The sequence below is a fragment of the Paraburkholderia sp. BR10936 genome, assembly GCF_040965735.1.
Classification (GTDB): domain Bacteria; phylum Pseudomonadota; class Gammaproteobacteria; order Burkholderiales; family Burkholderiaceae; genus Paraburkholderia; species Paraburkholderia nodosa_A.
The window spans coordinates 152222-178279 of record NZ_JBFRCM010000004.1; the positions used below are offsets into that span (position 1 = coordinate 152222).

Annotated in this window: 32 protein-coding genes; 27 read left to right on the forward strand and 5 right to left on the reverse strand. The window is 60.5% G+C overall.

What is annotated here, in order from left to right; translation table 11 throughout:
• The first annotated feature begins 40 nt into the window (after window positions 1-40).
• The 22 genes from AB4Y36_RS10280 to AB4Y36_RS10385 all read left to right on the forward strand — a co-directional run bounded on the left by AB4Y36_RS10280 (window position 41) and on the right by AB4Y36_RS10385 (window position 16903).
• Window positions 41-499 carry a hypothetical protein gene (locus tag AB4Y36_RS10280; RefSeq protein WP_368682911.1) on the forward strand — a complete coding sequence of 153 codons (459 nt, stop codon included), beginning with the start codon at window positions 41-43 and terminating at the stop codon, window positions 497-499.
• A 42-nt stretch (window positions 500-541) separates the two neighbouring features.
• A complete protein-coding gene (locus tag AB4Y36_RS10285) occupies window positions 542-838 on the forward strand; it encodes a hypothetical protein (RefSeq protein WP_368682912.1) in 297 nt (98 codons plus the stop codon).
• A gap of 54 nt (window positions 839-892) precedes the next feature.
• Window positions 893-1447, forward strand: a complete 555-nt coding sequence (locus tag AB4Y36_RS10290) for a hypothetical protein (protein ID WP_368682913.1) — start codon at window positions 893-895, stop codon at window positions 1445-1447.
• Window positions 1444-2019, forward strand: a complete 576-nt coding sequence (locus AB4Y36_RS10295; protein WP_368682914.1) for a hypothetical protein — start codon at window positions 1444-1446, stop codon at window positions 2017-2019. Before AB4Y36_RS10290 ends, AB4Y36_RS10295 begins: the two co-directional genes overlap by 4 nt.
• Window positions 2009-2692, forward strand: a complete 684-nt coding sequence (locus tag AB4Y36_RS10300; RefSeq protein ID WP_368682915.1) for a phage baseplate assembly protein V — start codon at window positions 2009-2011, stop codon at window positions 2690-2692. The genes AB4Y36_RS10295 and AB4Y36_RS10300 overlap by 11 nt, the downstream gene beginning before the upstream one ends.
• Window positions 2693-2746: 54 nt before the next feature.
• Window positions 2747-3085: a GPW/gp25 family protein gene (locus tag AB4Y36_RS10305; RefSeq protein ID WP_368682916.1), complete on the forward strand. Its 339-nt coding sequence runs from the start codon at window positions 2747-2749 to the stop codon at window positions 3083-3085.
• Entirely contained in the window at window positions 3086-3988 is a 903-nt protein-coding gene (locus AB4Y36_RS10310; RefSeq protein WP_368682917.1) for a baseplate J/gp47 family protein, read from the forward strand.
• Window positions 3988-4686 carry a phage tail protein I gene (locus AB4Y36_RS10315; protein WP_368682918.1) on the forward strand — a complete coding sequence of 233 codons (699 nt, stop codon included), beginning with the start codon at window positions 3988-3990 and terminating at the stop codon, window positions 4684-4686. Before AB4Y36_RS10310 ends, AB4Y36_RS10315 begins: the two co-directional genes overlap by 1 nt.
• Complete coding sequence (locus tag AB4Y36_RS10320) at window positions 4683-6389, forward strand: hypothetical protein (RefSeq protein ID WP_368682919.1); 1707 nt, start codon at window positions 4683-4685, stop codon at window positions 6387-6389. Before AB4Y36_RS10315 ends, AB4Y36_RS10320 begins: the two co-directional genes overlap by 4 nt.
• A complete protein-coding gene (locus AB4Y36_RS10325; RefSeq protein ID WP_368682920.1) occupies window positions 6390-6884 on the forward strand; it encodes a tail fiber assembly protein in 495 nt (164 codons plus the stop codon).
• Window positions 6885-6920: 36 nt separating this feature from the next.
• Entirely contained in the window at window positions 6921-8486 is a 1566-nt protein-coding gene (locus AB4Y36_RS10330; protein WP_368682921.1) for a phage tail protein, read from the forward strand.
• A 6-nt stretch (window positions 8487-8492) separates the two neighbouring features.
• Complete coding sequence (locus AB4Y36_RS10335) at window positions 8493-8771, forward strand: phage tail protein (protein ID WP_368682922.1); 279 nt, start codon at window positions 8493-8495, stop codon at window positions 8769-8771.
• 74 nt (window positions 8772-8845) lie between these two features.
• Window positions 8846-10291 (forward strand): phage tail sheath C-terminal domain-containing protein, encoded by a 1446-nt coding sequence (locus AB4Y36_RS10340; RefSeq protein ID WP_368682923.1) that lies wholly within the window; start codon window positions 8846-8848, stop codon window positions 10289-10291.
• Between the two features lie 60 nt (window positions 10292-10351).
• The gene (locus AB4Y36_RS10345) at window positions 10352-10858 is read left to right on the forward strand and encodes a phage major tail tube protein (protein ID WP_368682924.1); all 507 of its coding nucleotides are present in this window, start codon (window positions 10352-10354) and stop codon (window positions 10856-10858) included.
• A 48-nt stretch (window positions 10859-10906) separates the two neighbouring features.
• The gene (locus AB4Y36_RS10350) at window positions 10907-11194 is read left to right on the forward strand and encodes a phage tail assembly protein (RefSeq protein ID WP_368682925.1); all 288 of its coding nucleotides are present in this window, start codon (window positions 10907-10909) and stop codon (window positions 11192-11194) included.
• 133 nt (window positions 11195-11327) lie between these two features.
• Complete coding sequence (locus tag AB4Y36_RS10355; protein WP_368682926.1) at window positions 11328-13463, forward strand: hypothetical protein; 2136 nt, start codon at window positions 11328-11330, stop codon at window positions 13461-13463.
• Window positions 13460-14149, forward strand: coding sequence for a phage tail protein (locus AB4Y36_RS10360; RefSeq protein WP_368682927.1), 690 nt, complete (start codon window positions 13460-13462; stop codon window positions 14147-14149). The genes AB4Y36_RS10355 and AB4Y36_RS10360 overlap by 4 nt, the downstream gene beginning before the upstream one ends.
• Entirely contained in the window at window positions 14150-14362 is a 213-nt protein-coding gene (locus AB4Y36_RS10365) for a tail protein X (RefSeq protein ID WP_368682928.1), read from the forward strand.
• A gap of 1 nt (window position 14363) precedes the next feature.
• Window positions 14364-15488: a contractile injection system protein, VgrG/Pvc8 family gene (locus AB4Y36_RS10370; protein ID WP_368682929.1), complete on the forward strand. Its 1125-nt coding sequence runs from the start codon at window positions 14364-14366 to the stop codon at window positions 15486-15488.
• Window positions 15489-15541: 53 nt separating this feature from the next.
• On the forward strand, window positions 15542-15823 hold the full coding sequence (locus AB4Y36_RS10375) for a holin (protein WP_368682930.1): 282 nt from the start codon (window positions 15542-15544) through the stop codon (window positions 15821-15823).
• Window positions 15816-16373 (forward strand): hypothetical protein, encoded by a 558-nt coding sequence (locus tag AB4Y36_RS10380; RefSeq protein ID WP_368682931.1) that lies wholly within the window; start codon window positions 15816-15818, stop codon window positions 16371-16373. Before AB4Y36_RS10375 ends, AB4Y36_RS10380 begins: the two co-directional genes overlap by 8 nt.
• Window positions 16370-16903, forward strand: a complete 534-nt coding sequence (locus AB4Y36_RS10385) for a DUF2514 family protein (RefSeq protein WP_368682932.1) — start codon at window positions 16370-16372, stop codon at window positions 16901-16903. The genes AB4Y36_RS10380 and AB4Y36_RS10385 overlap by 4 nt, the downstream gene beginning before the upstream one ends.
• Before the next feature lie 47 nt (window positions 16904-16950).
• Here the strand turns inward: AB4Y36_RS10385 and AB4Y36_RS10390 are convergent, their stop codons facing one another.
• The 3 genes from AB4Y36_RS10390 to AB4Y36_RS10400 all read right to left on the reverse strand — a co-directional run bounded on the left by AB4Y36_RS10390 (window position 16951) and on the right by AB4Y36_RS10400 (window position 19411).
• Window positions 16951-17715 (reverse strand): transcription elongation protein SprT, encoded by a 765-nt coding sequence (locus tag AB4Y36_RS10390; protein WP_368682933.1) that lies wholly within the window; start codon window positions 17713-17715, stop codon window positions 16951-16953.
• 702 nt (window positions 17716-18417) lie between these two features.
• On the reverse strand, window positions 18418-18690 hold the full coding sequence (locus AB4Y36_RS10395) for a hypothetical protein (protein WP_069268162.1): 273 nt from the start codon (window positions 18688-18690) through the stop codon (window positions 18418-18420).
• A gap of 472 nt (window positions 18691-19162) precedes the next feature.
• Entirely contained in the window at window positions 19163-19411 is a 249-nt protein-coding gene (locus tag AB4Y36_RS10400; RefSeq protein ID WP_069268161.1) for a hypothetical protein, read from the reverse strand.
• 431 nt (window positions 19412-19842) lie between these two features.
• On the opposite strand from AB4Y36_RS10400, the gene AB4Y36_RS10405 reads away from it, so the two are divergent.
• The 5 genes from AB4Y36_RS10405 to AB4Y36_RS10425 all read left to right on the forward strand — a co-directional run bounded on the left by AB4Y36_RS10405 (window position 19843) and on the right by AB4Y36_RS10425 (window position 23568).
• On the forward strand, window positions 19843-20457 hold the full coding sequence (locus AB4Y36_RS10405; RefSeq protein ID WP_069268160.1) for a glutathione S-transferase family protein: 615 nt from the start codon (window positions 19843-19845) through the stop codon (window positions 20455-20457).
• Window positions 20458-20696: 239 nt separating this feature from the next.
• The gene (locus AB4Y36_RS10410) at window positions 20697-20906 is read left to right on the forward strand and encodes a hypothetical protein (RefSeq protein WP_069268200.1); all 210 of its coding nucleotides are present in this window, start codon (window positions 20697-20699) and stop codon (window positions 20904-20906) included.
• Window positions 20907-21249: 343 nt separating this feature from the next.
• The gene (locus tag AB4Y36_RS10415) at window positions 21250-22653 is read left to right on the forward strand and encodes an FAD-containing oxidoreductase (RefSeq protein WP_368682934.1); all 1404 of its coding nucleotides are present in this window, start codon (window positions 21250-21252) and stop codon (window positions 22651-22653) included.
• 10 nt (window positions 22654-22663) lie between these two features.
• A complete protein-coding gene (locus AB4Y36_RS10420) occupies window positions 22664-23038 on the forward strand; it encodes a cupin domain-containing protein (protein WP_069268158.1) in 375 nt (124 codons plus the stop codon).
• 41 nt (window positions 23039-23079) lie between these two features.
• Entirely contained in the window at window positions 23080-23568 is a 489-nt protein-coding gene (locus AB4Y36_RS10425; protein ID WP_368682935.1) for a metallophosphoesterase, read from the forward strand.
• Between the two features lie 68 nt (window positions 23569-23636).
• On the opposite strand, the gene proP is transcribed toward AB4Y36_RS10425, so the two are convergent.
• Both proP and AB4Y36_RS10435 read right to left on the reverse strand, forming a co-directional pair.
• On the reverse strand, window positions 23637-25103 hold the full coding sequence (gene proP, locus AB4Y36_RS10430; protein ID WP_342945915.1) for a glycine betaine/L-proline transporter ProP: 1467 nt from the start codon (window positions 25101-25103) through the stop codon (window positions 23637-23639).
• A 645-nt stretch (window positions 25104-25748) separates the two neighbouring features.
• The gene (locus AB4Y36_RS10435) at window positions 25749-26024 is read right to left on the reverse strand and encodes an oxidative damage protection protein (protein ID WP_069268157.1); all 276 of its coding nucleotides are present in this window, start codon (window positions 26022-26024) and stop codon (window positions 25749-25751) included.
• Between the last annotated feature and the right edge of the window lie 34 nt (window positions 26025-26058).

The window sequence follows — 26058 nt, forward strand, 5'->3', positions numbered from 1 at the left end:
GCGGGCCGGTAGTCAAACCCCGGCCCGAAGAGGATAGAACATGAAATTGCTTGACGAAATCAGGTCGGATGTCAAGGTCATCGTCAAGGTGACTTCGGCAATCGTCCACGGCGGCGTAATTCGCGCGGTCGGTTCGAAGCTGGAATTGCTCGAATCGGAAGCGCTTCACCTGCTGCATACGGGTATGGCCGAACTGGCTGGCGAGGTTCCCGCCGAAGTGGCGGACGCCGCCGTTGACGCCGCCGCCGATGCCGCCGCGCAACCGGTCCCGGTTGCCGCGCCCGTCGCTCCCGCTGTCGCCGCCGATCCGGCTGGCGATTCCGAAAACCAACAACCGAACACGGAAAATGCTCAATCCGCAGAACCTGAACACCAACCGGACAACGCCAGCGCGGGACCCGCAACCGGCGACGCAAGCGCCGCAACCGGCGATTCCGCTTCGAAGCCCGATGAATCGGGGGATAGTTCCGCCGAAGGCGTGAGCGTAACGGCGGAATAAGCAATGCACCCCGCTTGGGATGACGTTTCGGAGTTCCTTAGCATGGACGAATTTGCAGTGCGCGGGGTCATCCAGTTCGCAGACGGAGTAACGCCCGACAAGGAAATTGTCGGGCTATACGATGGTCCGTATGTAAAGACCACGTTGAAAAGCTACGTGCAGGACACAACCGCGCCGATTTTCACGACCGGCGAAGGGGCATGCAAGCCCGCAAAGCGCGGTGACACGCTGGTTGTGTATGAACCGGACGGCGTTACCGTGTTCGGGACATTCGGGATTCTCACTTATCCGCAGGTTGATGGTCATGGCCTCGAAGTGCTTTCGCTAGACCCCGATTGATCGTTTAAACGCAGCAACAGGGTAACTCCCCGGCACGCATCAAAGCTCAGACACATGGAACTAAACTTTGACCTGAAAGACTTTGAGGACGTGACCGGGGAGTTACGCGCTACCGAAAGGCAAATCAGTTTGGCGCTTCGCCGCGCTATCCGCCGCACTTCCTCACGCCTGAAAACTCTAGCCACGCGCGGCCTACGCGATGAATTGGCATTGCGCCGCGTTAGATCGCTGCGTAAGCGGCTGCGAACGATTCGCCTAAAGGGAGGGTCGGGCAAGGGCTTCCAAGGCGTCATGCTTTGGTTTGGCTTGAATGACATGCCTATTTCATGGTTCAAGGGAACGCCGAAGCAAACCGCAACCGGCGCGACGTTCCGAAAGATCGAATACCCCGGCGCATTCGTCGCGCGGTCAAGCTATGCCAGCGGCAAAACCATTCTCAAGCGGAAGGGGTCGGCGCGGCTTGCTGTCGAAGAACAGTTATTCCCGGTCCAGCACGAAGGCGAACAGTTCATTGAACGCGTTGCGTTCGTGCGCGTGTCGGATATTTTTTGGCACGAATTCAGGCGCGATATCACGGCGCGCGTGAAATACAACTTGGGTGAAAAATGAGCATCAACGCGCCAATCGACCTTGACGCGCTGCAAGACAAAATCGTTGCAGATATCAAGGCGCAATTCCCCGACCTGCAAACCGTGGAGTTCTACCGCGAAGAGGAACGGGAGGGCTTGCCGCTGCCCGCCGTCATTCTCGACCTATGCGAGTTCGAAACTGTTTCGGACAACGACGTTGGGACCGGTCAATTGCCGGTCATGGCTCGGTTCGAAGCTGAAATCATTTTCGGGTTCCGGGTGGCGAACGTAAAGCGCGAGGTCCGCAAGTTCTCGGCGGCGCTGGCGGCGTGGCTGTATAAGCGCCGCTGGCCGGGTCACGTCTGCGACGCGGCGGAAGTGGTGGGGTGTTACCCCGACGACTTCGATCCGAAGATGGACAAATACGTTGTGTGGCGTGTGGAGTGGACGCAAGGGCTTTACCTTGGGAATTCCGTTTGGGATAACAACGGGAAAATCCCGCTTACGCGGTTGAGCGTGAGCATCAACGGCGGCCCGCCGGTTGATGACTGGATTCCGCAACCGTTGCCGGTCACGAACTGCGACGGATGGGGGAAGGCGAATGAGCCGTGAAGCCTATAACGCGCTGTCCGAAATGGCGCGCAAGCTCGCTCAAGTCGTTTCGTGGGGTGTGGTCACGGATATTGACCTTGAATCCGACCCGCCGCTAATCAAATGTGATTGCGGTGGATACGGAACGGATTGGGTTAAGTGGTTCGCGGTTCGCGGCGGCGAAACCCGAAAATGGAGCCCCCCGACAATCGGAGAAGAGGCGGTTGTGTTCGCTCCCGCTGGCAAGTCGGGAACGGGCTTCGCACTGGTTGGATTCTATGGTGAGGGTGACGCGCCAAGCAATTCGCCTGACGTGGAAATGACCTTGTACCCGGACGGTTCGACGGTCGCGTATGACCATGCGGCGCACGTTCTCACGGTTGACGTTGGTTCCGGCTCGGTGGTGGTGAACTGCAACGTGGCGACGGTCAAGGCGGCGGATAGCGTCACACTCGACACGCCGAAAACGCACATGACCGGTGACTTGGTGGTTGACGGCAACGCCACGGTCACGAAGAACCTTGGCGTTACTGGCGGCATGGCGGTTCAAGGCGAGGGCACTGACGGGGCTGTATCCACGTTCGCCGGGTCTATCCGACTGACGAACGGCGACATTAGCGCGGACGGTCACACGCTGAAGGGTCACAAGCACCCCGACCCGCAAGGCGGCGAAACGGACGTTGGTGTGGGTTGATCGTTGGAAATTGCGCGGGTAGATCGGTTCATCCGCCCGCGCGATCATCCACGCATGAACGGAACCAACGCAAACACTGGCAAATGGTTGTCCGATATTGACCATTTGCGCCAGTCGATCACGGACATTCTTACGACGCCGCTAGGCACACGCGTAATGCGGCGTGACTATGGCTCGCGCCTGTTCGAACTGATTGATGCGCCGATGAATAGCGAAACAGTCATGGAACTGTACGTTGCCACGGCGCAAGCGCTTAATCAGTGGGAACCGCGCTTCCAAGTCTCGCAAGTCAAGGCGTCATCTGCGACGCCTGGACAAATAACGCTTGATCTTGTTGGAATTTACGTTCCCACGGGTCAACCTGTTTCCCTTTCCGGTATCAAGGTATCCTAAATGGCCGGTACGTTTACTGTTGTCAATCTGTCGCAACTCGCCGCCCCTGATGCTGTCGAAACGCTGGACTTTGAAACCATCGTTTCTCAGATGCTGACGGACCTACAGGCGCGCTCTGTCGCGGCTGGCATAGCCTATACGGCCCCTGTCGAAAGCGATCCGGCATATAAGATTCTGGAGGTCGCGGCCTATCGCGAAATGCTTGTTCGCCAGCGCGCGAACGAAGCTGTGCGCGCGGTCATGCTCGCGTATGCGAAGGGTTCGGATTTGGATCAAATTGGCGCGAACTACAACGTGGCGCGGCTCACGATCAAACCCGCCGATTCAACTACCATTCCGCCAACTCCCGCCGTCATGGAAGAGGATGACGATTACCGGATGCGCATTCCGCTTTCGCTCGAATCGTACACAACGGCGGGGTCCGAAGGCTCGTATGTCTTTCAGGCGCTTTCGGCAATCGGGACCATTTCCGACATTCAGGCGGAAAGCCCCTCACCCGGTCAAGTCGTGGTCTATGTGCTGTCTCGCAACGGGAACGGCGCGGCGTCCAGCGAAGAGATTGACGCGGTTACGGCTGCGCTTTCTGCAAAGACCGTCCGCCCGATGACGGATCAAGTATCCGTCCTCTCTGCTGCCGTTGGTACGTATGAAATCGACGCTGATCTTACGTTGTTTGACGGCCCTGACGCGGACGTTGTAATTGCTGCCGCCGAATCGGCTGCGCAGGCTTACGCAGATTCCGTTCACAAAATCGGCTATGACGTGGCGCTGTCCGGTATCTACAAGGCATTGCATCAAACGGGCGTGGATTCTGTCGCGCTGAATAGCCCGCAAGCCGGAATTCCCGGCGTTACCGGGCAAGCGATGTATTGCACTGGCATAAACATTCGAAAGGCGGAGTAATGGCGGACGCTGTAAGTGACGAATCGCTGTTGCCGTACAACGCGACATTGTACGAACGCGCGCTTGAAGGGGCGGTGTCGCGTGTATCGAGCGTGGACATTCCAGCGCGTGAGGTGTGGAACGCTGACGCTTGCCCCGTTGAACTGCTCCCGTGGCTTGCATGGGCGCTCTCTGTGGATTTTTGGGATTCGAATTGGGAAGAGTCGCAGAAGCGCGCCGCAATCCGAACCGCGTTCGATGTGCAGCGCGTAAAGGGCACGGTTGGTGCGGTCGAAACTGCTTTGGCGTCTCTCGGTTGGGACGTGACGATTCAGGAGTGGTTCAACCAAAGCCCGCCCGGCAAGCCGTACACGTTCGACGTAATTATTGACGTTGCGCAATCGAGCATTGACGAGGCTGGACTGGCTAAGGTCATGTCCTATATCTCGGCAACCAAAAATCTGCGCTCGCATGTAGGGGTGGTGCGGCCAAGTCTCAGCACTAGCACGGAACTTTACTCGGCGGCCGTATGCACGCAGGGCGAACAGGTAACGATCAAATACCGTGACGACGAGGACTATTCGGACGGCGAGCCAGCGCTAGACCTTATGACGGACGCGGCGATATACGGCGAGGCAAGCACGATTGCCGGACTGGACGCGCTTGATTCAACGCTTAGTTCGACCATGCCTAAGCAAAATTGGGGTTCCCTGAAATGAAAGATTCTTTGAACGATTCACTCCATGACCGCGTTCAGCGGTTCGAGACAAACGAATCTAATTTTGACCGTTGGGTTAAGGCTGACGAAAATACTAGCGTGGACTTTGGCGGCGGTCCTGTCGAGAGTCCAGCGGCGGCAATTGCAGCAATCGCGAAGGCTGCGGAATCGCTTGTCGATGACTACGCGAAAAACGAGAGTCCAACATTTACCGGAATCCCGAAAGCCCCAACGGCAGACTCGGGCGACGTAAGCGAGCAAATCGCCAATACGGAATTCGTTGCGGATACCGTTGCGCCGGTTGCGCAAAATGTGGACGCGCTCACGGAAAAGGTTTCAGGTCTTGCGCCAATCGACTCCCCGGAATTCAGTGGCATTCCTAAGGTTCCGACTGCTGATGAGGGCACGGCAACGGAGCAAGCGGCTAGCACTGAATACACGGTGCGGGCCATTGCGAAGGCGATACAGGATTTGATTGGAGGCGCGCCGGATGCACTGGACACGCTTAAAGAATTGGCTGCGGCGCTTGGCGATGACGCGGATTTTGCGGCAAATCTCACGAACACGCTGGCTACGAAAGCCGATATCACCTATGTTGATTTGCAGGTTGGGAAAGCGGTCGATACGATCACGTCGAGCGATTACACGAAGCAACTTGGCACGGCATACGATGACGCGACGATTTACATTAACGCCACGAACGACACGCCCGCCTATCTGAAGTTTGAGGCGGACGGCGTTCCAATGTGGGATTGGGCGCAAGGGAAATCGGCGGACGATCACGCCATGATTCTCAACCGCTACAACAATGGCGTGGTGGTCGATCAGGTCATCAACGTCAACAACACGACCGGCCTGACGACATTCAATAAGGATTTGGCCTTTGCTGGCGTGACCGTCACGAACAACGCGAACGGCCTGTTTTACGGTGGCAACCTGAATTTTTCGACAACGGCCAGCGGCAACGGCGATCTGTCGGCGTACATTGTTCAGCGCTCAGGTCCGGGGTTCCTTGGCTTGTGCTGGACGGATGGCGCGGGCGATCACTACATGCGCATGTATGGATCGAACAGCGGCACGCCGGGGAAGGTTGAGGTTGTCGGGCAGGGCGGCGACGCGTTCTACGTATCGAACGGATATTCAACCTTTGCGGGCCGGGTTTACTTCAATGCCGGCCCCGCTGCGGGCGGCAGCGGCGGCGAACTGGGAATTACAAATCCTCAGGGAACGCGCATGTACATTCGTGGGCGTGACGGCAGCGCGGGGTCCGGACTAGAGTTTGTCAATAACGCGTATAACGCTGTCGTTGCATACATGAATGACGATGGCACGGTGGGATTTAATGGCCGGGTGACTAGCAATAACTCTCTCGCCGCTGGCAGCGCGGTTATGGGTACTGACGGCAATTTGTATATGCCGTTTGCTGGCGACTATCTCTCAAACAAGATAATGGACAGTTGGGCCGCATCGGGCAACGGCTGGATTCGCTGGCGGAATGGCTTCACGATTGCCTGGGGTAGTTTCAGTGGGAACTACTGGACGTTTCCACGGTACATGGGGGGCGTGTGGGCGCTTGCTGGCGCGTCGAATAGCTCAAGCGGATCGGGCGCAGCAAACAACATCTGGAACATTTCAAATACGGGATGCAACTGGCACACGTACAACGACGTTGGCGGTTGGGGAATTGTTATTGGGAACACCTAAATGATCGACATTGAAAACACGGACCCCGCTTCTCTTGACGCGTTGGCGGCCGGGATTCCTAAGGTTCTCTCGTATCACATTTTTTGTGACGACGCGGGCAAGGTAATTACGTTCCTACCCGCTGGCGAAACCATTCCGGATGCGCTTAAGCAATATACGGCAACGGAAGTGGGCGAGGACGTACACGCACAGGTAATGGACCTGTTGAACGGAAAGGGCGTTGATGTCCAGTTCAAGGAAGGCGTTGTTACGGATCTGATTCGACCGGACGAATACCACGCGGCTATCGTTCGCACGCAGCGTGATAACAAGCTGGCGGATACGGATTGGCTAGTCACTCGCCAGCATGAAGCATCGTTGACTGGCGATTCGTATCTTTCCACGGATGAATTGCGCGCGCTCGTAACGTATCGCCAAGCGCTTCGGGACGTGCCAAAACAGAAGCTTTTCCCCTTCAAGATCGAATGGCCGGCCTATCCTGATCTGTCGGTTTGAACGGTTCAAAATTTAACGCTACGGAAAACTAATCAGATGGCAACGTATCGCACCATTCACACGAATTACGGCCTGCGCCGCATGGCACAGGCGGAGGCAACGGGGATTCCGATTAACCTTGTCGCGGTCGCGGTTGGCGACGGCGGCGGCAACGCCACGACCCCGGACGAATCGCAAACGAAGCTCGTTCGCGAGGTCTACCGGGCGGCTCCCAATCGCGTGTATCAGGACCCGCTCGACCAACTGAAGTGGACCGTTGAGGTAATCATTCCCGCCAGTGAGGGCGGATTCGTCATGCGTGAGGCGGCGGTATTTGACGACACAGGCGCAATGTTCCTTGTCGCGAACACCCCGGATTCCTACAAGCCTATTGGCGATGGCTCGGAAGGCTCTTTCTCGGATACGGTGCTGCGCCTTCAATTCGCCGCGTTCAATGCGTCAATCATTACGCTACAAATCGATGCGAATACTGCGGTGGCAACGCAGGACTGGATTGCAAACACGATAACGCTTCCCTATCTGTTGAAAGGCGGTTCGCGCGGTCAGATTCTGGCCAAACTGTCGAATGCGGACGGCGATGTTGTTTGGCAGGACCCGACAACGGCGAACGTGACGGTGAACACGATTGACGAAGTGCAGACGCTTGCGGAAGGCCAATCGGAAATCACGCTGGAAAAATGCACGACGATTGGGCTTGCGGTGTATGTCGGCGGCTCCCGACTGCTGCCGTCCGAATGGACCCCGGATGATTCGGACCACGCGAAACTTAGCCTGGTCACGCCCGCCGATTCGGAAAAGCCAATCTACTTCGTGCAGAACGATCCTGCTGGCTACATTCCCGACCCTCTTATCCAGCACAACAACCTTTCTGACCTGCTGGACGTTGCGGCGGCTCGGTCGAATCTCGGCGTCGATTCGAAGTCGAACACGGACACGCACGCGCCGCCCGGTAATGTGGCGTACACGGCGGCGTCTGCCGCCCCTACCGGCTGGCTCAAGGCAAACGGCGCGCTTGTCTCGCGAACGACCTATGCGGCGCTATTCGCGGCGATTGGAACCACGTATGGCGTGGGCGATGGTGTTTCGACGTTTAGCCTGCCGGATTTGCGAGGCGAATTCCTTCGTGGGTTCGATGACTCGCGCGGCGTGGATACAAACCGCAAGCTAGGTTCGTCGCAGTCCGAATCGTTCCTTTCTCACAACCACGCCGGATCGACGGATAGCCAAGGCTCGCACAACCACGTTGCGACGATCGATCAGCAAGGCGCGCACGCGCACGGCGGTTCGACTTCCGCCGTGGGCGATCACCAACACGTTTCCCCGTTCGGTGAGAACAGCGGTTCATATGCGCCGCCTTGGGGGACGTATGGCGCTAACAATCAGGTGGGTTCGAAGGATCACGACAACGACAATATGTGGGGGATGACAAGCCCCGCTGGTGGTCATAGCCACACTATCGGGACGGACACTCAGGGCACGCACGCGCACAATGCAACGATCCAGAACAACGGCGCGCACGTCCACAACATCACGATCAACGCGGCTGGCGGCACGGAAACCCGCCCGCGCAATGTCGCGCTGCTGGCGATCATCAAGTATTGAGGCCACATGAAAACCGTATATCAAACCGACCGCGCGGGGCTTCTCATTGGCTCGACAACGGCGGACGAATCCCCGCTTGAACCGGGCGTCTTTCATATCCCGGCTGGCGCAACGGAAATTGCGCCGCCCGAAAGTTTCCCTGCGGGTCAATGGCCCCGATTCAATGGCGTGGCGTGGTCGCTAGTCAACGTGACGCCAGCCAAACCGGAGGCGGTGGACCCGGTCGCAAAACTGCGCGCGTTCCTGAATTCGAACCCGGACGTTGCCGCAATCCTGAATCAATAGGCGCTGGAAAAAGCGCGGATAGAACCCCCGGTATGCGCCGGGGGAGAATTGATAAACAACCATTAGGATAGGAAATGGCGGATACCTTTTTGCATGGCGTGGAAGTTGTCAATATTGACGATGGCCCGCGCCCCATTCAAGTCGTGGCAACGTCGATTATCGGCATTTGCGGCACGGCCCCCGATGCGGACGAAGCAACGTTCCCGCTGAATACCCCGGTGCTTATCTCGGGTTCGAAATCGACGGCGGCAAAACTCGACATGGCGGGCAACGGAAACGGCACGCTGCCGGATGCGCTGGATTCGATCCTTCAGCAGGCTGGCGCGGTCGTGGTCGTGGTGCGCGTCGAAGAGGGCGAAACCGATGACGCGACGCTTGCCAACGTTCTCGGCGGCGTGGACGCGAACACGGGCAATTACAACGGGATTCAAGGCTTTCTGGCTTCGGGTTCGGTTCTCGGTTTTGCGCCGCGCATCCTGATTGCCCCCGGCTTCACGCATCAACGCGTGACTGGCGGCGTGACCGTCATCAACTTCACAGCGGGCGACGGCTACACGGATGGCACTTACACGCTCGACGTGACCAACGGCGAAGGCGACACGACCGGCACGGGCGCGGCTGCAACGGCAACCATCAAGGGCGGCAAGGTGACGGCGGCTGCGGTGACAAACAACGGCATGAACTACAAGGTTGCGCCTGTTTTTGCGCTGCCCGAAGCCGCTGGCACGCCCACGACTGCCGCGACGTTCACGCCCGCCATTGGCGACGCTGGCAACGCGGTTGTGGCCAATCTGCTCGACATCGCCAACCGTCTGCGCGCGGTAATCGTTCAGGACGGCGCGAACACGACCGATGCGGCGGTTATCCTGCAAGCGGGCGACTTCGGTTCGCAACGGGTCTATCTGGTTGACCCGCAAGTGCTGAAAACGAGCAACGTTACCGGCGCGCTGGAACAGTCGTATTCGTCGGCAATCGTGGCGGGCCTGATCGCCTACAACGACAACACGAACGGCTATTGGGTGAGCCCGTCGAACAAGGTCGTGAACGGCGTTCAAGGCACATTCCGCGCTATCGACTTCGTGAACGGCGACCCTTCGTCGCGCGCAAACATTCTCAATAGCAAGAATGTTGCGACGATCATCCGCCAGAACGGTTATCGCCTGTGGGGCAATCGCACGCTGTCCAGCGATTCCAAGTGGCAATTCCTGTGCGTGGTTCGCACTGCCGATATCATCAACGATTCGCTGCAAGCGGCGTGTCTGCAATTCGCAGATATGGGGATCAACAAGGCGTTCGTTACGGAAGTGGTCGAATCCGTCAATGCGTTCCTTCGTTCGCAGCAAACGCAAGGCGCGATCCTTGGCGGAACCTGCTGGTGCGACCCGGACCAAAATTCGGACGAAGAGATTGCCAACGGTCACGTTACGTTTGACTTTGACTTTACCCCGGCTTTCCCGGCTGAACACATCACCATGCGTTCGCATCTGGTGAACGACTACATCACTTCGATTTTCTCGTAAGTGGCGCGACGCGGGTATGGATAATTCCCGCGTCAAACAACGCATAAGGAGCGCGCCGAAATGGCAACTCGCGACATTCTCAAAAACCTTACGTTGTGGGCGGACGCTAAGGGGTTGGCGGGCAAGATTCGAAACATCAATCTGCCGAAGCTCACGCAGAAAACCGAACAGTTCCAAGGCGGCGGAATGTTCGGTGAAGCAACGATCACATTGGGCCTTCAAGCGCTCACCACGGACTTTGAATTGATCGACTATGACCCGGACGTGCTGGCTATGTTCGGGTTCACGGAAGGGTCAACGAATAGCCTGACGGTGCGCGGCTATCTGGAGGACCAAGCCGCAAACGTCACGCCCGTTATCGTGAACATGCGCGGCAAGGTCACGGAGCAAGACCCCGGTACGTGGACCCCCGGCGAAACTTCGTCGCTGCGCTCAACGATGGCGCTCAACTATTACAAGCTGACGCACGGCGGCAAGGTCATCCACGAAATCGACGTGGAAAACATGATTGCCGTCATCAACGGCACGGACGTTCTGGCGGCGGCGCGCTCGGCGCTTGGCCTGTAAATCGGCGGGGGCTTCGGCTCCCGCTCACTTTGTTTAAACGGAAAGATCATGACGGCGAAGAAGCTGCCCGAATACCTGAAACTGAACGACGATGGTTCGATCAACATCACGCTTTCGCGCGCAATCACGGTCAACAGTGCAACGCTCGGTTACGTGACCATGCGCGAACCGTCCGTGAACGATCACTTGGTTGGTCGGCGCACGGCGGGCACGGAAGAGGACAAGGAAATTGCCTTGTTCGGCAACCTTTGCACGCTCACGCCCGCCGATATCGGCAACGTGAAGCTGCGCGATTACGTGCGCATGCAAGAGGCTTACGCCTGTTTTACCGATTGAGCGCCGAATTTGTCCGCGACGGCGTTCTAAGACTGTCCGCCGCTTTGCCGGGTTGGACGAAAGCGGAAATACATTCAATGCCCCAATCGGAATTCCTTTGGTGGCTTGAGGGCATCAAATAGGGAATGGGTCGATGGCATCGAATAAAAGGCTGGCTGCAACAATCGTAATTGGCGGCGCGGTTGCGGGTAGCTTCAAGGCATCGACCAAAAGCGTTGATGACGCGTTCAAGGGCATTGGCAAGTCACTTGACGCGCTCGCGAAGCGTCAAAAGCTGCTCAATACGCTGGTTGGCGACTTGGGGCGCGCCGGTCGCGACGTTGAAGGCGTGGCGCGTTCTTATCGGCAAGTCACGGCGCAAATCGACGCGGCACGGCGAGCGCAAGAGCGCTTGAACGCCGCGCAAAAGTTCCAAGCGACGGCGGCGAAGGTCGGCGGCGCTGTGTCGCGAGCAGGCACGCGCGCGGCGGCGGGTGGCGCGCTTATCATCGGCGGCGCTGTCACGCTCACCCGCGCGGGCGTCACGCGCGAGAACGCGGAAAACTTGGTGCGCAATTCCGGCGCGACGAAAGAAGAGCAAGACGAAATGCTTGCAAGCGCCAAGCGCCTTAAGCAATTTGGCGTGTCCACCACGGAAGCAATCAAGGCGGTTGTGGAACTGCGCGCCGCGACGGGTTCCGCGCAAAGTGCGCTTGAACTGCTCCCGGTCATGGGGCGGCTAATGTCCGCCTCGCAAGTCTATAACCGCGCGCACCCGGACAATCAAATTGACGCGGCTGGCGCGGCGGGCATGATTGCAAAGCTGGTTGACGAGCGCGGCGGCGCGAACGACCCGAAGCGCGCGGCGGCGATTGCGAACGAAGCATGGAAAACCGTCACAAGCACTGGCGGGAAAATCTCGCCTGAAATGCTCTTTACGGCGGCGCGGCGCGCGAGGCTCGCGGGCGTCGCGCAGTCTGACGAATCGCTTTTTGGCGACTCGTTCTTAATGCAAGCGTTGACGCCTGACGGATACGGCACTTCGCTTGCCAAGACAAATTCCGCGCTGCTCGGCGGAAATCAAACGCTCAAGTCTCTTACTCGCCTGATGAATGATGGTCTGATTGACCCAAGCAAGGTTTTGGTCAATCAGAAAACCGGGATCATCAAGCGCTATTCGCCGGATGCACTTCGCGGTCACGAACTGTTTTCGAGCGATCATCAATCATGGGTTGAGAAGTACCTTATCCCGGCGATGCAAAAGGCCGGGGTCAATCTTGACAGCGCGGCGGCGGTCAACGCCTACGTGTCGGAGAGATTCAGCGCTGACAGCGTGCGTAACGAAATCGGCCAACGCGTGATTAACCGTCACGCTATCGACCGGGACCGGCAAAACTGGCATACCGCGCCGGGGATTGTCGAAACGGATCGACTCAATCAGCAATCGACTGGCGGCAAAGAAGAGAACGCCCGCGCTCGACTTGAGGACGCGGAAGCGCGCGCCGGGAAGGCGTTGACGCCTATTGCGGCGGATGCAATGGATAAGTTCGCTGGCGCAATGGAGCGCTTCGGCGCATGGGCGGACGCGCACCCCGACACGCTGAATAGCTACGTTGAAAACACGGTTAAATTCGGTGCGGCGTTGCTGGTTGCTTCGCCGGTATTGAAGGCGGTCGGCGCTGGGCTTCAAGTTTGGGCGACGTTTCGCACGGCGGCGGCGGCGGCGGCGGTCACGGCGCTTGCCGCAAGCATCGACAAGCTGACGGCATCGGCGGCGGAAGGCGCGGTTGCTACCGCTGCGGAAGGCGCATTGGGCGGCGGCGCTGGCGGCGTTGGAAAGACGATTGGCCGGGTTGCTGCCGTTGTCGGCGTGGCTCGCGCTGCCGCGCCGATTGCCGCCGCTGCCGCGCTTCCGTTGGTGAATTCCGATGAAGAGACGGACGAGCTAAAGAACGGTGACGCGCGCTGGAAGGCGATTCGCGCGAAACACTCTCAGGCAGAGATTGACGCGGCGCGGAAGGAAAACCAACCGTGGTATCAAGTCGGATCGGGATACGCCGCCGAAAATGAGCAATGGCTTGCGGCATATGAGAAGAAGCACGGCGCACAACCCGCGCCACAACCGCTGCCGCAAGTCATCGACAATAGCCAGAACACGTTCCATATCAACCTAGACCTTGGGGCGCAACCGGTCGATCCGAAGGAACACGCAACGGCGATCATGCGAGAGATTCAGCAACAACAAGCTGCGCGCAGTCGCGCGCGGTTCTTTGACGGGGAACATAGGTGAGTGACGTTCTGGACACTGCGGGGGTCATGCTGTCGGGACTTGTTCCGATGCTTACCCTTCGCGCTTCCGCTTCCGACATTAGCGCCGCGCTGTCTAAAATAGGCTCTACAGCGTCCGCCGCCGCTTCGTCGGTATCTGCGGCTATCTCGGGCGGCGGGAGCGTCACAGGCGCGCTGTCCGCCGCTGCAACCGGCATCGGCGGCGCGCTATCCAGCGGGCTTTCGCAATCCGCTTCCGAATTGCTGTCCGGGTTTAACTTTTCGTTGAATACGGCGGTTTATCAATCCATGCGCCGTTCGACGCAATACGTTTGGGGCGAACAATCCCGATTCGGACAACGCGCCGCGCGCCAGTTCGTTCGCGTTGGCGATGACACGCTTACGCTTCCCGGCGTCATCTATCCCGAATGGAAGGGAAGTTCGAGCGCAATGGGCGTGCTGCGGAAAATGGGTTCGGCGGGGATTCCGTATCTGATGATGGACGCACAAGGTTACGTCTATGGGCGCTGGACTATCGAAAGTGTTGAGGAAACCAAAAGCGAATTTGCGGCGTTCAACCAACCGAAAAAGATTGAATTCGTGGTGACGCTGAAAATGTATGACGGTCAAGACGGATCGCTACTCGCGAACGCGCTTCAAGGCACGCTGATTGGGAACACGATCAACCAGATTCAAGGCATTCTGTAAATGGCGACGACGTACACAACGAAGGACGGGGACACGGCGGATTCAATCGCTTGGGCCTACTACGGAACGCTTGGCGGTCGCGTGGTGGAACAGTTGCTTGACGCCAACACGGGACTGGCGGACTACGGCCCGCTGCTGCCGCAAGGCGTAGTTATCACGCTGCCGGATATTGCGCAGGTTCCCGCGCAAACTTCCGTTCGACTGTGGGATTGATATGGCGGACTCGACTTATAAGCGGCCCGTCTATCGCGTGACGGCGAACGGATCGGACCTGACGGCAACCATTGCGGATCGCCTCGTTTCTTTGAGCATTACTGATGAAACGGACGAATCAGCGGACGTGCTGGAAATCGTTCTGGCGGATCATGACCCCAACGCGCCAATCGCGCTTCCGCCTACCGGCGCGCTTCTGACGGTCGCGCTTGGGTATGGATCGGCGGATACCGACATGGGCGGCTATATCGTTGATGATATTTCGTTGAGCGGGCCGCCCGAACAAATGACGATCCGCGCGAAGTCGGCGGCATTCGATGAAAACAACAATGGCCCGTATCACCTGCAAACGCAGGTAACGCGCCATTGGGCGGACAAAACCACGATTGGCGCGATGGTTCAGAAAATCGCCAGCGAACACGGCATGACCGCGCAAATCGCCGCGTCACTGGCAAGCATTCAGTTGCCGCACACGGAACAGGTTGACGAATCGGATTTGAACCTGTTGGCGCGGCTCGCGCCGGAATATGACGCGGTAGTGAAGCCCAAGGGTTCCGTCCTGCTCTTTATGCAGCGCGGCGCGGAACTGTCCGTGTCCGGTCAAGCGCTGCCCGCTACCGTGGCGGAGAAGGTGGATTGCACGACATGGCACTACAACGTCCAGCGGCGTGAAGGCGCGGGAACGGTCGTGACGAAGTTCCGCGCGTTCAAGGAAAAGCAAATCCATTACATCGCGGCGGGTTCGGGAAACCCGGTGAAGCGCATAAAGCAAATGTTCACGAATCGCGCGGAAGCGCTCGCGGCGGCGAAGGCGGAATTGCGCAAACGGCGGCGCGCGGCGCAACGGATGGATTTGACGTTCCCCGGCGTGGCGGGTATTCAGGCGCAATCCGCGTTCTACCTGTCCGGGTTCCGGTCGGACATTCCCGCGCGCTGGCTTGTGTCGCGTGTCGTGCATACCTACAGCGGCGACGTGTACCGCTGCAGTGTCGATCTGGAATTACCCAATGACGATTCTGACGTGACGATTGTCGAGACAACGAAAAAGCTGGTGAAGCGCACAAACGATAACGGCATGGTGTATGGCGAAATCGTTGACGAAGAGGTGCAATCTGATGGTTCGTGACTGTGTAGAATCGCGCGTGCGACTTTACCTATAGATAAACTTTTCAGACCATCATGGAAATCTCGGCATCGGAAGCAACTGCATACGCGGGTTCGGCGGCAAGCCTCGGTTCAAGCCTCACCCTTACCAATGTCGGGATTTGCGTTGGTATCGCAACCGCCATTCTGACGTTCGCCGCCAACGTCTATTTCATGCGCCAGCGCCGCGCCGAAGAACGAGAAGAACACTTGGCGCGCATGGCTGAAATCGAGGCGAACACGAAAGCCGGGGTCCCGATTGCGATGGGGGCGCCCGCACCCTCGCGGGACGGAATGGAGGTTATGGAAAATGGCTGAAACGCGCACGCGACTGGCGCAAAAGGTCACGGCGGGGCTGGCGGCTTTGATCGGCGCGAACGCCGCCGCCTTGTGCATTCACCTGACGGGCGGCGCGGAAGGCAAGCGAAATGACCCGTACCTTGACCGCGTGGGAAACACGGTCATTCCCACGGTGTGCTATGGGCAAACCGGCGTTCCGATGCGCCACTATTCGACGCCCGAATGTGACCGCATGCTTTCCGATCACTTGGGCGACTTCGCGGTTGGCCTGAAAAAACGGCTTCCCGAATTCGACGCCTACACGGACGGCGAGAAAGCCGCGTTGATCGACTATGCATACAACCGTGGCCTTGGGAATCTCGACAAGGCCAGCGGCCCGAATGACCCGCCGAACGTCCTGGTGCTTTACCGGACACATGACCCGGCTCGGTGCGATGCGTTCGAACGTTGGGCGGTCGTGAAGCGCGGCGGCAAGTGGGTTGATTGCAGCAAGCGCGCCAATCAGTGTTTCGGGATTTACGTTCGGCGCATGGAGGAATCCGTCATGTGTCGCGGCGAATCTGTGTGACTTCAAAAGGGGATGACGTGGGATCGATTAAGGCGGCGCTGATTGGCGCACTGGTCGGCGCTGCATTGGGTGGCGCGGCTGTCTTGTACGTGGAGCATGCGCAAGCCGCTAAAGCGGCGTTGGCGGCTTCGCAGCACGAAACGCGGGCGGTCGAAGCTGCGCGCGAAGAGGAACAGCGGCGAACCGCCGCGCAAACGGAGATTGCGAACGATGCACAAAACCAAAGGACTGCGGCGCTTGCTGACGCTTTCGCTGCCCGCGCTGATGCTGGCGGGTTGCGCCAGCAAGTCGCTAAACTACTCGACAACGCCAAGCATTCCGCCGCTACCGGCGACGGCGCGGCAACCGTTGGCCCCCTCGATCTGCTCGCCAACGTGTTCGGGGAATCTCTCGACCGCAACGAAGCGCTGGCGGAATACGCTGACCGCGCCCGAATCGCCGGGGAAGAGTGCCAGCGCGACTATGACGCTTTGACCGGCGCGAATCCCGCGCCAGCGGCTTCCGATCCGCCCGCCGATACCCAACCATAGGGAAGGCGCAAAAAAGCCCGCATGGAGCGATCCAGCGGGCTTTTTCTTTACTCTGCAACTTCCATCGCGCCATGTAGCGGGCAATGCGGCGGGCCTACTTCGTCAATCCACTTTTGCGAGGTCCGCGCAATGTAATGGCACATGGGGCATTCGCACTTAATCATTCGGGTTGATTGCTTCGGCGCTTTGTTGTTCGCCGGTTCCGCGTCATCGCCCGATTCCCCTTCGTCCGGGTCCGCGTCCGGGTCAACCGGCACGGCGTCAACGCCGCCGCCTTTCACGCGCTTGGTTGCCTTCCGCAAGCTGACGCCTGACCGTGGGCGAATCTCTGCGTGCGGGAACGGCCCCAACTTGTCGATCATCGGCTGTACCCATTCCATCAACTTCGCGGGTTGCTGCGCTTCCGTCAATGGGCGCTGGAAGCCAAGAGCCATTGCGATTTTGGCGAAGTCGCCTTTGTGACCGTGCGACAAGCCAGCGGCTGCGTGCGTGAGTTCGTGCGCGAGCGTGCAAGCAACTTGGGCGCTATTCGACCGGCGCGGGGAAAGGAAAATTTCATAGTGGTTATCCGCCGACACATGCGGGGACCAACATTCGCCTGTCACGGGCGCGTCCATGCCGCTGCTAGACCAACCCAACGACACGCGGAACGGCGGGAGCGCGTGACCCAACTCAGCGAAGCGCGGGGCCATCATCGCGGCCATGTTGTTAAGCCAGCTTTCCCGGTTCATGTTCTCGACTAGATCGCGCGTCCGGTTATCTTCCTGTTGCTTGCCGCTGGTGACAACGTGCGCTTCGTTTTTCTTCGTCATCGCTTTCCCCGTGGGTTCGTTTAAACAGGCTGGAACTGTATCACGGATCATTCCCCATGGGTAAATTTCGGACGAAAAAATAGTGGGCGCACTCTAATTCGGCTCCCGGCGCGGGACTCGCGGCGCGCTCCCCAAATTTCCCCCACGGCGGCGCGTGGGCCGTTGCTGGCGGGCTTGATGGTTTCCGGTCCCCGGCACCAGATGTTGTTGTTCCAGCGAATGCCGCTGGATTCCCGAAACCCGCGATAGCTTCAGGCTTCGCGGGTTTTTCATTTGCATGGCTAAATCCGTGCGGGCGCACGAAGGGATCTGGCTACACCGAAGAGAAAAAACAGGATAGGGCGGGAAAAGCCCGAGGCAGCCGCGCAGAATGGCGGCGCGAGGATTAGTCGGGCGCTGCGCCGCAACCGGGCGCTTGCGCAATCAACGACTACCGATCTTCCCGGTGAGAGGATTGATCAGCCTTGCGAACCCGAACAATGCCGCGATGCCGAAGGGGCAGGCGATAAAGAATGCGGTCAACATGACGCGGCCCTAAACGTAACAAAATGTATCGTCAGTTTAGCGCGGTCATGCGATTTGGGTATCAGGGTGAACGACAACAAACTATTGCGCCATCTCGAGCAATCTGGTCTGCAACAGCGCGCTAACGGGCTGCAACGCCCGTTTGACGCGGATGCGCGAGAAGACTGTGCGGTCCCCTCAGATGCAGTCGAAGATGACTTCTACTGTCTGGGACGTCATGCCGCGCACGCCTTCGCTGTGGATCTCGACCGTGTGCAACTGCTTCTTCCGTTTTTCGCAGTAGTCCTCGGCTTCGCTGAGCCCGACTGCGCGCACGTGGTTCCACGAAACAAGCTCCCAGCGCGCGCGGCTCGTGACGGTGAGATGCCCATCCTGTCTCGAATTGACGGCCGTTACCGATGTGCACGCCGCCAGCATGCTGACTCCAAACAACAGGATGCAACCTTTCATAGATTCTCCGTGGTCCGCGAGCATTCTCGCCGCCAACCCGGGGAATTGGCAACCCGCAGCGGTGCGTCCCGGCGCGCCGGGTTTGCTTGACGCTGTGGAACCGCCCGCGCCTGCGTCAACGAGCGGGAGCGACTGAGCGGTGCCTGCGGAGGTATCGACTTCGGGTGGCGCGGATGCGCGTGAACTTACGGGCGTCAGCGCGAGTCGACGACTTGTCGCACCTGAGGTCAAGGGCGAAGGTGTCGGGCAGCCGGGCGTTGGCTTCGGGGCGGCCGCGGACATCGAGGTCCGCAGTGGCGGGCGTGTGACCCTGTCCAGCCGAATGCTGAACGGCGTTCGGCGGGTCGGTCATGAGCGCGCTCCGGCGGTGGGGCCGCGAGCGAGCGTGGTACCACGTGTCGCGCCGTTAAACCGCGCCCACGCCGCGAAACGCGGCTGGGCGCTCGCGGCGTGGGCGCTCAGTCATTGGCGCTCAGTCGTGGGCGATCAGGTCGCCGACTTGACCCTGGCCTGAAACGAGACAGGAAGAGAGGAAGTTTTCGCTCTGGGCGCTCGCACCGTGTTCGCCGAATCCGCGCACGAGGGCTTCGGCCTTGACGAGTGCCGAGCCCTGGGCACAGGTAAGCGAGCCAGCCTCGTGAGCCTGCACACGTGTCATGGCACGATTCGCGAGGAGGAGTGCGAGGACGATGACAACACCAACGTTGAATGCTTGTCTCATGATTCCGTCTCCTTGTGCATTGAGACTATCTCAGCCGTTCGGCGTCCGAATCCAGGAGTTTCCCGGCGATGCACTGCAGCACATGCGGCGCGCAAAAACCCGGTTTCATGCGGTCTGCCTAATGCTTCGGCATCCTTTGCTTGCACCCCGCACGCCGCTGCGCCTTGAGCAGCGCGGCACGGTAAAAAGACGCCGGTACGCTGGGTGAAGCGCTGCGGCGCAACAATGCCGCGACGCGTCAGATTCGACGTCTGCTAACAAATGTAGCCCTGCAGTGCGGCGAGCCGGACGTGGCACATCGACACGGTGTGTTTTTGCACAACGACCGCGTTGCCGTGGCGCCGTTCCGGGATGCTCAACGTGGCTTGAAATGCGATGGGGCTTCCTGCAAGATCGACGTCCGATCCCTTTTTACTGTTCGAGGTGAACCCATGCAGTTGATCGGTATGATGGACTCCCCCTACGTGCGTCGCGTCGCGATTTCGCTCCATGTGCTGGGGCTCGAGTTCGAGCACCGCAGCATTTCGGTATTTCGGCAGTACGACGAATTTGCTCGGATCAATCCCGTCGTGAAGGCGCCGACCTTCGTCGACGACGACGGCACCCAGTTGATCGACTCGACGCTGATCCTCGACTATCTGGACCGCAAAGTGCCCGCCGCGCGGCGGCTCATGCCGGAGGAGGCGCAGGAGCGGACCTTCGCGCTGCGCGTGAACGGTTTCGCGCTCGCGGCCATGGAAAAGACGGTGCAGCAGGTCTATGAACGCCAGTTGCGCCCCGCCGAGCGCCAGCACGAGCCGTGGTTCGAGCGCGTGAACGCCCAGATGCACGCGGCCTGGACCGTACTCGACCAACTCGTTGCCGGTCGCGACGGCTGGCTGTGCGCGGGCCGCATCACGCAGGCCGACATCACCGCGGCCGTAGCGTGGCGTTTCAACCAGTACATGCTGCCCGGCTGCGCTGATCCCGCCCGATATCCGGCCATTGCCGCGCTTTCCGCACGTGCCGAGACACTGCCGGAATTCGTCGCTACGCCCCTCGACTGAAGCGCGTCCGCAGGGCCGGAATTCGCCCAAAGCCGTGTGGCGCGGCCGCGCGCGATGCCCGGCGAACACGGCGGACCCCGCCGCCGCACCCCTTGTTTCCGCATTCGGGTCGATTGTTTGCGATTCTCGACAAGTGACTTCGCTGGGGGCCCATTTATCCACGCACGCCGCATTCCTAGAATGACAACCATGGAATGACCTTGCGTCAGGAGGACGCGGGGCATGCAGCGGGAGCGGTCATGAAATCCTTTATCGAACGACAGTTATATCAGCCAGCATTGGTCCTGCCGATGGTGGACCTGATGCAGCTGATGGTGTCGCACGACTTCAACATGGGGCAAATCGGCCTGATGATGGCGACGCGCGGCGCGCGCGCCGCATTCCTGCGCTCGCGCGAACTCTGGAACGCGGGCCACGGAGAATGTGCGGCCACCGATTGTGTGCACTGATTGTGTGCTGATTGCACGCACGCGGAGCTTCCTCAACTTCAACGATTGAATATCCAGTCACGGATTCACCGAACGCCTGACGCAAGCGTGTCCGAAGTTCGCCGATCCCCCTGACGCGCAGCGGCTTCGCCCGTTTGCTGTTGCGACGTCACCCTGTGAGCCGCCTCGACGTGCGAGGCGGCTCTTTTTTTGCCCCTGCGCCCCCTTCGCAATACGTGCCAATGCGTACCCGATTCGCACAATCACGCTGCGGGCGGTGGCTATTCGTCGCGCGTAAGATGGCGCGATCGGCCGCCTTTCGCGACTCGCGGCTCAACTCGCGTCAACGGCAAAGGAGAGCGGCATGGCACAACGTTTCGATGCGATCGTGATCGGCACGGGGCAAAGCGGGCCGCCTCTCGCGGTGCGGCTCGGCAAGAGCGGCCGCAAGACCGCGGTGATCGAGCGCGCGTCATTCGGCGGGACCTGCGTGAACGTCGGCTGCACGCCGACCAAGGCCTACGTCGCCTGCGCACGTGCCGCTCATGTTGCGCGCCACGCGGCGGACTTCGGCGTGCAGATCGGCACGGGCGCGCCGCCCGGCGACGTGCGCGTCGATCTCGCGTTCGTGAAGGCGCGCAAGGAGCGCATCATCGGGGCGTCGCGCGATGGTGTCGAGCAGTGGCTGCGCCATGCGCCGAACGTCACCGTGTTCAAGGGGCACGCGCGCTTCACGGGAGCGCATGCGGTGCGCGTGGCTGCGCACGACGGTGCGCAGGTCGATCTCGAAGCGCCCGAGATCTTCATCAACACGGGCACACGCGCGCTGATTCCTGCCATTCCCGGCGTCGAGACGATCCGCTACGAGACTAACTCGACGCTGCTCGCGCTGGAGCAACTCCCCGAGCATCTGGCGATCTGCGGCGGCAGCTACGTGGCGCTCGAATTCGCGCAGATGTTCCGCCGCTTCGGCAGCCGCGTGACGGTGCTCGTGCGCGGGCAGCGTGTCCTCGCACGCGAGGACGAGGATTATTCGCGCGCGGTCCAGGACGTGCTCGCGCGTGAAGGCGTGGATTTTCGCTTCGGCGCAGAGCCGCGCAGCGTTGCGCCGCTAGATGGCCAGGCTGGCGTGCGCATCGCGCTCGACAGTGGTTCGCTCGACGTTTCGCATCTGCTCTTCGCGACTGGGCGCCTGCCTAACACTGACGATCTGGGGCTGTACGCGGCGGGCATCGAGCGCGACGCCCACGGGCTCATCGCCGTGGACGGCCAGTTGCGCACGCGCGTAGAGGGCATCTGGGCGCTCGGCGACGTGAATGGCCGCGGCGCGTTCACGCACACGTCATACGACGACTTTCAGATCGTCGCGGCGAATTTGCTGGACGGCAAAGCGCGCAGCGCCGACACACGCATTCCCGCCTACGCGGTGTTCGTCGATCCGCCGCTCGCGCGCGTCGGCATGAGCGAGCGCGAAGTGCGCGAGCGCGGCAAACCCGCGCTCATCGCCACCATGCCGATGTCGCGCGTGGGCCGCGCGCGCGAACGCGGCGAGACGGACGGTTTCATGAAGGCGCTGGTGGACCCGCCAACGCAACGTATTCTCGGCGCAGCGATCTTCGGCATCGAGGGCGACGAGGCGATCCACACGTTCATCGACACGATGACGGCCGACGCCCCCTATACGACGCTGCAATACGCGATGCACATCCACCCGACCGTGAGCGAGCTGGTGCCGACCTTGCTCGACGGCCTGAAACCTCTCGAATGAGCGCATTGGCATGAACGAACCGAACACGGTTGCATTCGGCAATCTCTTCGCAGGCATCGACGCAAATGCCGAGGATGAGCGCTTCGACACGCTCGTTTCGCGTGACGGGGTGCTGATCGAGCGCATCGTCTCCACGGGCCAGGCGAGCCCGCCCGGTTTTTGGTATGACGACGCGCGCGAGGAATGGGTGGCGCTTCTCGCCGGCGCGGCGACGCTGGAATTCGAGAACCCGGCAGTGCCGCCGCGACGCCTGCTGCCCGGCGACTATGTGCACATCCCGGCGCACTGCCGTCATCGCGTGTCATGGACCGATCCGACCGTGCCGAGCGTCTGGCTCGCGGTGTACGTCGGCGCAGCGCCTGAGGAAGGCGACGGCGAGGCGTGAGCGCGGCGATAATCGGCAGGATTCAACCGAAACGCAACGTCATGTCCGCGAAACATCCGCTACCTCCGCTACGTGTTGCACTGGTTTCCGACACGCACAATCTGCTGCGTCCGGAGCTACTCGCCTTCGTCGAGGGCGCGGACGCCATCGTGCATGCGGGCGACATCTGCGATCAACGCGTGCTCGACATGCTCGCGGCCATCGCGCCGCTCACCGCCGTGCGCGGCAACAACGATCATGGCGCGTGGGCCGAGGCGTTGCCGGTGCAAACGACCGTCGCGTTCGCTGGGGTCCGGCTTGCGGTGGTCCACGAATTACCTGACCTGCAGGGCGATCCTGCTGGCGAAGGCATTGCTGTGGTCGTGAGCGGCCATTCGCACAAGCCAGCGCTCGAAACGCGCGAGGGCGTGCTGTACGTGAACCCCGGCAGCGCGGGGCCGCGCCGTTTCAAATTGCCGATCTCGGCGGCGATGCTGACGATCGGCGACGACGGCGCATTGGACGTCGAGCACGTCAATCTCGTCGAATAGGCTCAAGCGAGCGCGCAAGAAAAAAGGCCAGCACGAAGCTGGCCTTTTTGCGTTTCAGTGGTGCCCTATCAGGCGCGCACGGCGTTGGCGACGGCGTATTCCTCGTCGAGTTCGCGCGCGAGACGCACCCCGCGTAGCACCGCGTGTGCTTCCGCCCTGGTGCTCACGCTCGGCGCCGAGCCCGGCAGCGGGCGGCGCGCCGTTTCATGCAGCGCCAGCACCGAAATGATGCCGATCACGGCTGCGCCCATCAGGTAGTACGCGGGCATCATGAGGTTCTGCGTGTGCTCGACGAGCCATGCCGCCACGAGCGGCGTGGTACCGCCGAACAGCGACACCGAGACGTTGAAGCCGATGGCGAGCGCGCCATAGCGGATCGCGGTCGGGAACAGCGCCGGCAGCGCCGAGGGCATCACGCCCGTGAAGCACGAGAGCAGCGCGCCGAGGATCAGGAGACCGAAAAACACCGGCACGAGGGCGCCCGTCTGGATCAGCGTGAGCGACGGGATCGACAGCAGGATCAGGCCCACGCAGCCCGCGAGCATCACGGGCTTGCGGCCCACGGCGTCGGACAGGCGGCCGAACGCGAGCGTCATCGGCATCATCAGCACCATCACGATCAGCACGAGGAAGAGGCCGTGCGTCTCGTTGAAGTGCAGCGTCGCCGAGAGGTAGCTCGGCAGGTACGACAGCGCCATGTAGTCGGTCACGTTGAAGATCAGCACGAGACCCACGCACAGCAGGAAGGGGCGCAGATGCTGTGTGAGGAGCGAATGCAGCGTGAGCTTGGGGCGCGTGTGCTCTTCGGCCTCGCGCAGTTCCGCTTCGCGCTTGAACGCCGGCGTTTCCTCGAGCTTCATGCGGATATAGAGACCGACGAGGCCGAGCGGGCCCGCGATCATGAACGGCACGCGCCAGCCCCAGTCGAGCAGTTGCTGGTGCGAGAGCACGGCGGTCAGCACGGCAACCGTGCCCGCGCCGAACACGTAGCCGATCAGCGTGCCGAACTCGAGGAAGCTGCCCATGAAGCCGCGGCGCTTGTCGGTGGCGAATTCGGCGATGAAGGTCGCCGCGCCGCCGTATTCGCCGCCGGTCGAGAAACCCTGAACGAGGCGTGCCACGAGCAGAAGCGCCGGCGCGGCAATGCCGATCGACTTGTACGAGGGAATCAAGCCGATGGCGAAGGTGCCGCAGGCCATCATGATCATCGTCATCGCGAGCACGCGCTGGCGGCCGATGCGGTCGCCGAGCGGCCCGAACACCATGCCGCCGATCGGGCGCACGACGAACGCGGCCGCGAACGTGCCGAACGTGGCGATGAGCTGCGCCGAGGGGCTGCTCGACGGGAAGAACACCTGGCCGAGCGTGACGGCGATGTAGCTGTACACGCCGAAGTCGAACCATTCCATGGCGTTGCCGAGCGCCATGGCGCCGACGGCGCGTTTGAGGAGGCTTTTGTCGACGATCGTGATGTCGTCGAGGGTAAGGTCGGTCTGGGCCGACGCGCCGGAAGTGGAAGCGGTCAAGGTCTGCATCTCCAATGACTGCGACGAACCCATGAGGGCCCGCCACGGTTGCCGGAGAGTACCGTTTCGCGATAGCGGCGACATTTCGCGCACGGCACGCCACGTTGCGTCAGCGACGAAGGCGGGCCGATGGTGCATCGCGCAAGGCGAGCGGCGCACGAAAGCAATGCTGAAGTGTCGCGAAACGACACTCGGACAAATTGTGTTTAACGTTGCGCCTGCGTGGCCGTGGATGGGGAGCAGGGCGCATGAGGACGCTGGACCGGCACGAGGTGCCTCGGATTGCCTGGTCAAAGCGCCACTGAAACGAAAAAGAAGCCCGCGTGGCGGAGCGTTCCTTTTGTCATATGCGCATTCGGAATGATGGCGTTTTTGGGCGCCGTGCCGAATGCAATTGATGGCTAATGCCTGTTGAACGAGGCCACATGTTAGCACGATAACGGAAGATCGCGCAAACCCAAGTATCTGCGGGGATTCGGGGCGCGGACTGGAAGCCCCACGCGGCGGGGGATTGCGCCGTTTCGATGGAACCGTTTCCGCGCCCTGGAATGCGCATGAAGCGCATAAAAAAACCGCGCCGGGGGCGCGGTTTTTGCAGGGTAACCGGTTGCGTGATGCGGCTCAGGGACGGATCCCGGTGCGCATCGCGAAGCCTTAGCCTTCGGTCGGCGGCACGTAGCCCGAAGCCTGGTCGGCGCCTTCGCCGAAGAAGAACTTCTCGGTCTGCTTCATCAGGTACTGGCGCGCGCGCGGATCGGCCATGTTCAGGCGGTTTTCATTGATGAGCATGGTCTGCTGCTTGAGCCACTGCTGCCATGCCTCTTTCGAGACGCTTTCATAGATACGCTTGCCGAGCTCGCCCGGCAGCGGCGGAAAGTCGAGACCTTCGGCTTCCTTGCCGAGCTTCGCGCATTGGATCATACGGGCCATGCTGTGCTTCTCCTGTAGTCGTATGTGTGGGTGG

Bases quoted from the DNA above. Each gene is read 5' to 3' on its own strand.
- AB4Y36_RS10280 (WP_368682911.1), top strand. From the start codon at position 41: ATGAAATTGCTTGACGAAATCAGGTCGGATGTCAAGGTCATCGTCAAG.
- AB4Y36_RS10285 (WP_368682912.1), top strand. From the start codon at position 542: ATGGACGAATTTGCAGTGCGCGGGGTCATCCAGTTCGCAGACGGAGTA.
- AB4Y36_RS10290 (WP_368682913.1), top strand. From the start codon at position 893: ATGGAACTAAACTTTGACCTGAAAGACTTTGAGGACGTGACCGGGGAG.
- AB4Y36_RS10295 (WP_368682914.1), top strand. From the start codon at position 1,444: ATGAGCATCAACGCGCCAATCGACCTTGACGCGCTGCAAGACAAAATC.
- AB4Y36_RS10300 (WP_368682915.1), top strand. From the start codon at position 2,009: ATGAGCCGTGAAGCCTATAACGCGCTGTCCGAAATGGCGCGCAAGCTC.
- AB4Y36_RS10305 (WP_368682916.1), top strand. From the start codon at position 2,747: ATGAACGGAACCAACGCAAACACTGGCAAATGGTTGTCCGATATTGAC.
- AB4Y36_RS10310 (WP_368682917.1), top strand. From the start codon at position 3,086: ATGGCCGGTACGTTTACTGTTGTCAATCTGTCGCAACTCGCCGCCCCT.
- AB4Y36_RS10315 (WP_368682918.1), top strand. From the start codon at position 3,988: ATGGCGGACGCTGTAAGTGACGAATCGCTGTTGCCGTACAACGCGACA.
- AB4Y36_RS10320 (WP_368682919.1), top strand. From the start codon at position 4,683: ATGAAAGATTCTTTGAACGATTCACTCCATGACCGCGTTCAGCGGTTC.
- AB4Y36_RS10325 (WP_368682920.1), top strand. From the start codon at position 6,390: ATGATCGACATTGAAAACACGGACCCCGCTTCTCTTGACGCGTTGGCG.
- AB4Y36_RS10330 (WP_368682921.1), top strand. From the start codon at position 6,921: ATGGCAACGTATCGCACCATTCACACGAATTACGGCCTGCGCCGCATG.
- AB4Y36_RS10335 (WP_368682922.1), top strand. From the start codon at position 8,493: ATGAAAACCGTATATCAAACCGACCGCGCGGGGCTTCTCATTGGCTCG.
- AB4Y36_RS10340 (WP_368682923.1), top strand. From the start codon at position 8,846: ATGGCGGATACCTTTTTGCATGGCGTGGAAGTTGTCAATATTGACGAT.
- AB4Y36_RS10345 (WP_368682924.1), top strand. From the start codon at position 10,352: ATGGCAACTCGCGACATTCTCAAAAACCTTACGTTGTGGGCGGACGCT.
- AB4Y36_RS10350 (WP_368682925.1), top strand. From the start codon at position 10,907: ATGACGGCGAAGAAGCTGCCCGAATACCTGAAACTGAACGACGATGGT.
- AB4Y36_RS10355 (WP_368682926.1), top strand. From the start codon at position 11,328: ATGGCATCGAATAAAAGGCTGGCTGCAACAATCGTAATTGGCGGCGCG.
- AB4Y36_RS10365 (WP_368682928.1), top strand. From the start codon at position 14,150: ATGGCGACGACGTACACAACGAAGGACGGGGACACGGCGGATTCAATC.
- AB4Y36_RS10370 (WP_368682929.1), top strand. From the start codon at position 14,364: ATGGCGGACTCGACTTATAAGCGGCCCGTCTATCGCGTGACGGCGAAC.
- AB4Y36_RS10375 (WP_368682930.1), top strand. From the start codon at position 15,542: ATGGAAATCTCGGCATCGGAAGCAACTGCATACGCGGGTTCGGCGGCA.
- AB4Y36_RS10380 (WP_368682931.1), top strand. From the start codon at position 15,816: ATGGCTGAAACGCGCACGCGACTGGCGCAAAAGGTCACGGCGGGGCTG.
- AB4Y36_RS10390 (WP_368682933.1), bottom strand. From the start codon at position 17,715: ATGACGAAGAAAAACGAAGCGCACGTTGTCACCAGCGGCAAGCAACAG.
- AB4Y36_RS10395 (WP_069268162.1), bottom strand. From the start codon at position 18,690: ATGAAAGGTTGCATCCTGTTGTTTGGAGTCAGCATGCTGGCGGCGTGC.
- AB4Y36_RS10400 (WP_069268161.1), bottom strand. From the start codon at position 19,411: ATGAGACAAGCATTCAACGTTGGTGTTGTCATCGTCCTCGCACTCCTC.
- AB4Y36_RS10405 (WP_069268160.1), top strand. From the start codon at position 19,843: ATGCAGTTGATCGGTATGATGGACTCCCCCTACGTGCGTCGCGTCGCG.
- AB4Y36_RS10410 (WP_069268200.1), top strand. From the start codon at position 20,697: ATGAAATCCTTTATCGAACGACAGTTATATCAGCCAGCATTGGTCCTG.
- AB4Y36_RS10415 (WP_368682934.1), top strand. From the start codon at position 21,250: ATGGCACAACGTTTCGATGCGATCGTGATCGGCACGGGGCAAAGCGGG.
- AB4Y36_RS10420 (WP_069268158.1), top strand. From the start codon at position 22,664: ATGAACGAACCGAACACGGTTGCATTCGGCAATCTCTTCGCAGGCATC.
- AB4Y36_RS10425 (WP_368682935.1), top strand. From the start codon at position 23,080: ATGTCCGCGAAACATCCGCTACCTCCGCTACGTGTTGCACTGGTTTCC.
- proP (WP_342945915.1), bottom strand. From the start codon at position 25,103: ATGCAGACCTTGACCGCTTCCACTTCCGGCGCGTCGGCCCAGACCGAC.
- AB4Y36_RS10435 (WP_069268157.1), bottom strand. From the start codon at position 26,024: ATGGCCCGTATGATCCAATGCGCGAAGCTCGGCAAGGAAGCCGAAGGT.